The organism is Prevotella pallens, from assembly GCF_900454935.1.
Classification (GTDB): Bacteria; Bacteroidota; Bacteroidia; order Bacteroidales; family Bacteroidaceae; genus Prevotella; species Prevotella pallens.
The window spans coordinates 150,678-159,300 of the sequence record NZ_UGTP01000004.1 but is presented as its reverse complement, the minus strand read 5'-3'; the positions used below and the strand labels follow the sequence as shown (position 1 = coordinate 159,300).

General features: G+C 50.8%; 4 protein-coding genes. All 4 read right to left on the bottom strand.

The genetic code is table 11. The features are described 5' to 3' along the window. Positions 1-435: 435 nt before the first annotated feature. Positions 436-588, bottom strand: a complete 153-nt coding sequence (locus DX009_RS13640) for a hypothetical protein (protein ID WP_245944656.1) — start codon at positions 586-588, stop codon at positions 436-438. 44 nt (positions 589-632) lie between these two features. After that, complete coding sequence (locus DX009_RS13635; protein WP_245944655.1) at positions 633-899, bottom strand: hypothetical protein; 267 nt, start codon at positions 897-899, stop codon at positions 633-635. Positions 900-1,211: 312 nt separating this feature from the next. Next, on the bottom strand, positions 1,212-4,571 hold the full coding sequence (locus DX009_RS13630) for a SpvB/TcaC N-terminal domain-containing protein (RefSeq protein WP_245944654.1): 3,360 nt from the start codon (positions 4,569-4,571) through the stop codon (positions 1,212-1,214). Between the two features lie 1,074 nt (positions 4,572-5,645). Further along, positions 5,646-8,618 carry a hypothetical protein gene (locus DX009_RS12075; RefSeq protein WP_115084262.1) on the bottom strand — a complete coding sequence of 991 codons (2,973 nt, stop codon included), beginning with the start codon at positions 8,616-8,618 and terminating at the stop codon, positions 5,646-5,648. Positions 8,619-8,623 lie beyond the last annotated feature (5 nt).

Sequence of the window (8,623 nt, the reverse complement as noted above, 5' to 3'; positions counted from 1 at the left end):
TCGTCTTCATCATCGGTCCATCATCACGGATACCATCGTCAATGGTTACGGACGACATTACCCATTTACCACCGGGAACCGTAAGTAGGCATGCTGGTGTTCGTAGTCCAGTGTAAAGGTTCCGCCAAGGAGTTGGTCACGCTCTTGAGCATGTTCGTTCTGCCGATGGCGGAGCGGGTTACTTTCAGGTTCACTTCCTTATCGGATTCTACGATGTCGAGGTAGCCGTCGCCGTCTACATCTTGCAAAGCATAGTTGTTACGATTTATACTGTGACTGACAGAAACAACTGGATTTATGGAAATTTTGACAGGGATTAACTTTGGAGTAAAATTGACAGTAAATGCAACCTCAGCACCCTCTGAGGTTGAGGCAGATTCGCTAAGAGAAGAAAGCCCTTTCCACTGAATGGCATCCATAAAGCCATTACCGATATTAAGCGCCACCATAATAGTCTTGCCATTTGCGCCATACCTTATCTGGTAATCCGTCAGAATTTACATCAGAGAGATTATACTCTTCTCCATTCTTAGAGGTTACAACATTGTATCCCCGGGCAAGCTTGATGACCCCTATTGAAGCTACCACCTATATTGGCGTTATAAGTAATTCCCTTACCTCCTTGTATTCGATCAATTCCCCCAATCAATTGGTTCTGTGAAGTTGTACCCTAAATTAAGTCGAACTTTATTTCCCTTAATAATTTTATCAGGTAGACCGTCTCCATTCACATCCATGAATGTTTCTGTGCTCCAATCCTTGTTAGAGGGAGGAATACTGACAGATCCAGACATACGAGCTTTTGCCTTGTTGCTGGAGCCTTGGTTGCTGGAATGATCCTTTCCTTTGCAATATGGAGCAATCGTAGAACTTATCGAAATAATAGGGTCACTTCCCAATGCCCATCCTTCAGATTATTTTCACTGGCCAATGGTTCCGATCCACTATACTTTTCGCCACTGATACCTCCTTGCGAATTGTATATTGTATGATTCCTTTTTGAAAAATATCCGGGAAACCATCCCCATTGAAATCCATCATAGTGGAGCGAGTTACACTCTTACCACTTGCATCATTGTATGTAAAAGCAATGCCTGCCTGATTGACATCACTTGTTGCAACCATTTCCTGTGTTATAGCTACAGCACCGGTTCCTTGTAGACACGTACCGGAAACTCCTGTTATATCATCAATATGTTCGAATGGGTTAGTTAATATACATTTTGTTCAGTTAGTCTTGAAGCCCCAGCTTCTTCAGCTGTAAGGTACAATTCTGCTCGTTGTCCTATCCATCTATCAAATGAACTTTGGTCTGTTCCTATTGGTACAAATGCCATTGTCAAAGGATCCATCTTGGCATCCTTGCTATCGGGGAGCTTCAGCAGTGATTCATCAATAGGTTTGCTATACCTACCTTCGGAAGCATTATAAACAAAACCACCCCAACCACGATACATTGTGCCGAAGCCTTTGTTCTCTGTCTGGGCATAGAAGCCTGCCTGTGCTGTTCCTATGCCACTGACAGTAGCTGCAGAAGTTACTATCTGACCTGAGATGTTACCTGAATAGAAGTAATCTATCCATATCTTGCCTGCACTGATACCGGTGATTATCAGAGGATCCCCTAAAAGACTGCCACCACTGAAAGTGTAAGTCTTTTTACCCAGCAGTTTGTCTACAGTCTTGACTGTCATCGTCACCATTCCGTTTACCGTTGGTGGTAGCATCGTGATACTCGGAGTAACTGTCAGGGTTGAAACATTGGAAGCAAGTACTACAGGCTTACCTTCACTAACCATGTCAGCAAAGAGAACATAATGGGTTGCCCCTGCCGTACGCTGCCTGCTACCATCCTTGCCTATGGTCTCTATTTGTGGGGTCCACTTTATTTTCGACCAATCCACATTAGAAGAAGAACTGATTTCAAAGTTTAGATTTGTCAAGCCATCCGGATTAGGAATCGTCTGTTTAATTTCTCCGTCAAACGCTTCATTCCATGCTAAGGTACGGGTATAGATTTCTCTTTTTTTATAATTCGGATTATTATTACCCAAGCTGTCTTTTAACTCATTAGATGCGACAATTCTGAGCGTAACGTCATCTGTTGTGACGGGTTTGGCGAACTTGCCTGACAGGTTCAAAGAAGCGCTCTCTGCCACATTGGTCAGTGTATTGGCATCATAAACGGCACCCTCCTGAGGTTGATAAACAGTGGTAGATAATCCGCCGGGGAGTGTTTCTGCCGCACCTGTATAGGTAATGACAGGCGCCCATTTCACGTTGTCAAAGGCACCGTTGCTTGTTTCCTCCGTACCAGACTGGACACGGAAATAAATGCGGTCGCCTTTCTTGACAGTGATATTCTGTGCCGTAGCATTATAAGCCGTTGCATCTCCCTTGGCAATTTTCTTACTCCAGAGTTCTGTACTGCCTTTCTGAATGGCTACGCGCACACCGTCAGCATGAGCATACTCATCGGTATCGTATTCGCCTGTTGGAGTAATCAAACTAACTGTACCCGAGATGCTGATGATTCCATCTTTAGGTGCCTGCCATACACGTACCATATCTTCCATCGGAGAGGATTTAATCAGTTCTGCTTGCTCGGCAGGATCAATCTCCCCAATAGTTTTATCTATTTTCTTGGCATCATAGATGATAGGGCTTGGTGTATCGGCGCTGCTAAGCGTAAAATGAGGAATGGCATGACCTTGCGCATCAAATTCTATATGATTAAAATAAACCTTACCACTAGAAACTATATCTACAAGCCCATCACCATTAACATCGCTGAAATATACAGAGGTTTTAGTAGTTGTGCGGGAGGTACTTGTAGCAACAGTAGCCATAATATACTGCCACCCAGCCTTGATGGCAGGTCCTCCAGAGAAAGTATTACTGGATGAAGCAGAAAATTTAGAGATACCAATAACTTTGATAGGTTCTCCATAGGTTATTTTCTTTTCGTCTGTGCATATTTGCGGACGATAGTACACAGAACCTCCATCCTGATATATCTTGTCGGGTAATCCATCTCCGTTAAGGTCTGCAAAAGTCAATAATCCCTTAGAATTATCATGAGAGTAATTAAAAGAACCACCAATAGTGCCACTTGTTGAAGAACTTTGATCATCAACTCCTGCTCCAGCATAGAAAGAGCCACCATAAGAAAGGCTTGTTGTTCCTCCTAAGGCAGTAGGTTTGTCGCTGAATATGCCACCAACTTCTTTGAGAGGACTTATAAATCCTGCGTCAAGGCCGTCATCGTGCGTATTCCATATTTCCTGTTTTTCCTTAAAAGGCACATACCCCTTAGCAGCCTGCACATCATCGTAATAGTCAAAATTCTGATAAGACACTTCTGCACCTTTGTCGTCGAGTTGCTTTACACCCGTAAGCACATCTTTGTTGAACGCACCCTCGCTATAGGTAAAGGCATAACTGCGGAGCGTACTTCCTTGGAAGTGCACCGTTAGCTTCTCTAACAAACGATTCGATGAGGTTAGGAAGCCATATCTTGCATTGTTGTTTTTGAGTCGTTTCTGTTTACTGCCTTCTAAGACAACCACTGTGTGGGGTGATTGTCCGCTATTACCAGCACGTACTTCCTTAAGATAAATGGCTTTTGCCACAAGTCCACCACGAACAGGTTCGTCGGCTGTCTCATAGACGTATTCGATATAATCACCGTGTGTTTCTTCCACACGTTTGAGCTTCCATTCGGTAATCACCTCACGGCTTTGACCACTTGCATCGGTGATGGTACCTTTGAGAATGGCACCTTCTCCACCATAAATATATTTGATTCCTTGTTTGTCAGTTACTTCCCAAGTATAGTCGGCAGGAGAATTACCCTTTCGGATAATACGGCTGAAGTCTCCTCCCTGCCGAGTGTAGAACTGTCTGTCCGCTTTTCGGTTCATCTTCTCACCACGGTGAGCCACACCCATCTTGCCGTCGTCACCCATCGTGGAAAGCATAGAACCCGACATCAAATAAGTTTCGGTTTCTTTACTTGTATCGTATCTTGGAACACCCCAGCGAGTATCCAACGTAATAGAAGGAACAGAGAGATTCCAACCCTCTCCAAGCCATCCGCTGCCACCCTCACTACTGTACTGTATGCCCAAAGATGGAGCCATACCATTGCGGGCAGGTGGCATCTCGAAGCCATACTGCAAGCTGGCAGAACCTCGGTTGTTCGCCGTCGGAGGGGTGATGAGGTTGATATTCGCCGTCGGGTCTGCCGCTTTGATGTCGTTCATCATCGTCGGGGTAAATCCGTCGGTCTGGGGTGACTCCGGTGCCTTGATGACACCGTTGATCATATCGGTGAAGTGCGTGGTGCGTGACACGACGCAGGTCTCCTTCTTATCCACCCTGACTCTTTCCAGTGCCACCCAGTGCTTGGTATTCTTGTCGAAGTAATAGGTATTGATATCGTCTTCTGTAAAACCGCTCGGGATTCGCGTGCGGTCGTATTTTATCTTCACCGTCGCACCCTTGCCCTCGAAGTGGTTGCCGTGGGGCAGAAAGCGGTAGCCGTCTCCCTTGGCGGTGACGTTGGTCATGCCATAGTCCAAAGCTGGGATGTCCGTCTCACGGAGTGCCGTGACGGAGTATCTGCCGTTCCTTGCGATGTCCGCAGCCTTCACGGAAAGGACGTTGCCGCCGATGGCGATGCTGTCTGCCCTGTGCGCAAGGAACCGCTTCTCTGCCTTTCCACCGACGGACACGAAGGCACGGGCATAGTCCGCCCTGCTTTCCTGTATGGATGTTATTGTCCTGTTGATGTTCCTGCCCGCAATGGTTGCCGTGAGCGTGAGGTGTCTGCCCGTCGATGGCACGATGCCCTCGAATTCTCCGTCATGGACGGTGAGGATTGTGCCGTTCACTGAGACACGGCTTGCCTTCCCTCGCACGAAGCCGTGGAGGTAGGTCTGACCGTCATAGGCTATGGGGGCGGAGGAAAGGATTATTTCTTCCTGCTTATTGGTATTAGTCTTTGTCTTAGCATCCGCTACGGTCTCGATATGTACGTTCCTGACCGAATAGGCGTAGGAAGCATCCGTCGGAATGGTGAAGAGGACGGTGTTCCTGCCGTCCTTCAGCCACTCTGGACTTATTTCCTCCCTGACGGTCTTCCAGTCCTTGGAGAGAATCGTAAGGTAGCCGCCGACAGCCATGCGGTCGTTGATGCTCCTGCTGATGCCCTGACCAGAGCTTACGCCCTTGAGGTCATAGACCAACCATGCGCGCATATTTGGAGAGACTTTCTCGACTGTTATCTCGAAGATGTTGTCCTCGGGGTTGTCCGAAACCCGTCCGTCGGACTGTCCTATGATGCCCGAGGCATGGTCTGCCGTGTAGGTGGTCTCCATAACGGAAGAAGTTGCTGCTGCTGTCGTCTTTGACTTATCCTCCTTCCTTGCCATCCGTGATATTCCCTGCGTAGCTTTTTCTGCATTATGGACGTTCTTCGTGGACGTCTCGGTCTGTGCTGTCTCCTGTGATATACTCGTGCCGTTGTTTTCACGTGCACTGTCCTGTCCCTTGTATATATGCGTCGCAGCGATGGCTGCGGTGATGGCTGTCAGTAATGCCGCCGATATGAGGTAATGCTTTGTCTTCATAGCCGTTGGGGTTTAGTAGTTTGCCATTATCTTCCTTGTAAATTCCTCTTCTAAGGTGAGTGCTTTGACGACGTACATGCCCGTCTGCGGTACGGTGAAGTCGGCACGCTTGATGGTGCCTCCCGCCATGTCCGTCCGGCTCAGCAGCCTTCCTGATGTGTCATAGACGAGCAGTTCGGCATCGGTCTCCTTGGCGAGTTTCAGCTCGGCACTGAACGCCATACCGGTCCCGTCCTTCCTTGTCACAGTGAGGGCAGAATGGGCTTGCCTCTCGATGAAGGAGGTGTTTTCTGCCGACCTTGTCTGTGCCTTGGGCACGCTCGAGCTGCACTCGCTGCCGATCATTACCGCCATGCTGTCCTCGACCGCCTTCTTCGTCTCGTAGGCCACGCCCCTCGAAACGCTCGTCAGGGCGAAGTCTCCACCATCGATGCTCAGCCCGTCGATGGTCGAGAGTCCCTTGTTGAAGCCCATGCCGAAGAGCCAGCCGAGACCAGCTTTCTTGGCCGCACGGTGGACAACGATGCCGTTTACCGTATAGCTTACCGTGTCGGGGGTGAAGATGATGCCGAGTGCGTCACCTCCATTCAGGGTGACGGCAGCACCCATGGGCTTACCCTCGACCACGACTTGTGCCGTGGCATTCTTCACGTCGAAGCCGTGGAGGATGTTCTTTCCCAGTCCGAGCGTGGTGCAGAGTCCCGCCCTGTAGTCGGAAGTGAGCGAGGGAATAGTCCATGTGACCTCTCCCTGCTTTCGGCGACCGACCGCATGGGCATACTCGACGCCTCCCGTGCTCTCCGCCGTGATGTCGATGCCCGCGTTCTGCTTAATGAGCAGACTGTAGTTTCCCGGGAGCAGGTTCTTCACCGTGTATGTCTTCGTGGTGAAGTTTCCCCGTGAAGCTACGGCACCTTTCTCCATATTCTCCACGGAGTCCGCCAGCAAGTTGTATGAAAAACTCGGCAGGCCGACCACCATGCTGATGTCAAGGCTGCCGTCCTTTCGCGGCTTTCCGCCCGTGCAGCTCGCATCGTGCGGTGTCAGCCGTGCCAGTATGCCGTCGAAGCTGGCGAAGGTGAACGTGTCGAATCCGCTGCCATCGGTGTCCATGAAGATGTTGTCGAAGATGAGTTTTTCACGGCTCGCGTCCTTGCGCGAGCATCTGATGATGGTGTTTTCCTGTATATCGGTCTTGTCGCCTGCGTTTCTGTCTATGAGCATGAAGACGTTGCGGTAGTCCGCACCTGCGAACTTGTTGCCTTTGGCGAGGACTCCGTATCCGAGCTCAACCATGTTGCCGCTGTCTCCAAAGCCGTTTCTGCGCAGCTTGGGAATATTTAATGCTGTCTCGCCGCTTGCGATCTCGAAAATCATGCAGGCTGCCTTTGCCGTGCTTTCAACGGGTATGGTTATCTGCAGGTCCTTGCTGCCCCTGCCGTCGATGAGTAAGGTTACGCTGTTTCCTTTCCTGCGTACGATGAAACTCTTTCCGCCCGTATTGCCTGTTAAGACACGATTCCGTATTGTTCCGTCCTCTACGATTCGGATCTCACCCCGTGCGCTGACGTTGAAGCCGTATGCGCACTTCGTACCCGATGCCTCGGTGAAGCCCACGTTGTAGGCGGGATGGAGCCTCGGGTTGGTGTATTCCATCGTGCCGTTTCCCGTGTCGAGCGGGGAGCTGACGATGTATGCGCCCTCCTTGGGCTCATTCTGCGACACTGCATCCATAAAACCGTCGGAGGTGACGGTGATGCCGTTCCGTGTCCAGACGTCCCTCCTATATTCGGTGGAGTCGATGTTCGTCCTGACGAGCCACCTGCGACTCATGACGTGCCACGGCGTCTTGCCTTCTGTCTCTTCGGTAGTCGTGGAGCCGTTGTCATCGCCCCATAGCATATAGCCACCGTCGGGTATGGGCGAGCTGTCCTCACGCCCCATGACGAGAAGGCGTTGGCTCGTCGGCAGGCCGTATGGGTCTGCGTCTCTGAAGCTGTCGTATGTCTTTTCAGTAGAGTATCTTGGTGCTTCCTCGTAGCTCGTCGTGGAGAGAGGCTGGAAGAGGTCGCCCGCATCGTCGCGCCCGATGCCCGTCACCCTGTGATGGTAGGCAGCACTTTCGTCCCTGTCCCATGAAAGGTTGCCAGTCCCCGTATAGTATGAGCCGTTGAGCGTGATGCCGTATCTGATGGCGAGATAGGTCTCCACCTGCCTGCGCTCCAGCGGCGTGAGCGTCCTGCCGTATGCGATGAGCTCGGGCGTGTAGCCATTGAGCGCACCGCCCCCGAACAGGGACTTGTCAAAGGCTGTCGTGAAATTGACGTCTCCGTCCCTGTATGTTCCCGTGGTGATGGTCGCACGTCTGCCTTCTCCCCACACGGAATGCACGGGGGCGTATGCCCTGATGTATGAGACGATGCGGGGACTCGTGGACTTGAATTCCTCTGCGATCTGCCTCTCGCTCCCCGAATAAAGAAGGTCCTCGCCGGCCGTGCTTCCGTAGTCGAGCGGTTCTATGCCCTGCTGCCCGACCGCCTTGTCCCTGCTCACGAGGCTTCCCGCACCCTTGCGTCCGCTGACGGCATATAGCACCTCGTCCTTGTTATAGGCGGTAGTCGTCGGGGCAAACACCCCGATGACGGTCATCTGCGCGAGGTTGGAGTATTTCAGCAGACTCTCCTTCGGCTGATTCCCCTCGGAGAAGTTCAGGGCGGGGTTGAAGTTGAAAGTCCGTATCCATGTGTGCCGCTGCGTGAACTCACCACCGTAGGCTGCGCCCTTGGCATCGTAGAGGTTGGTTCTAACGGAGTCGCCCGAAAAGTCGCACCAATGATAGTACCCCTGCAGGTCCGTCGTCAGGGGGACGGTCTTCAACCATGCCTCGGCACCGCTGACCTGACCGGGTGACTGCGCGCGGGATTGCACGGGAATGAATAAGGCTGTAACTATTAGAAATGCTGTTTCGTGTAAATGTCGTCCCATAAGTT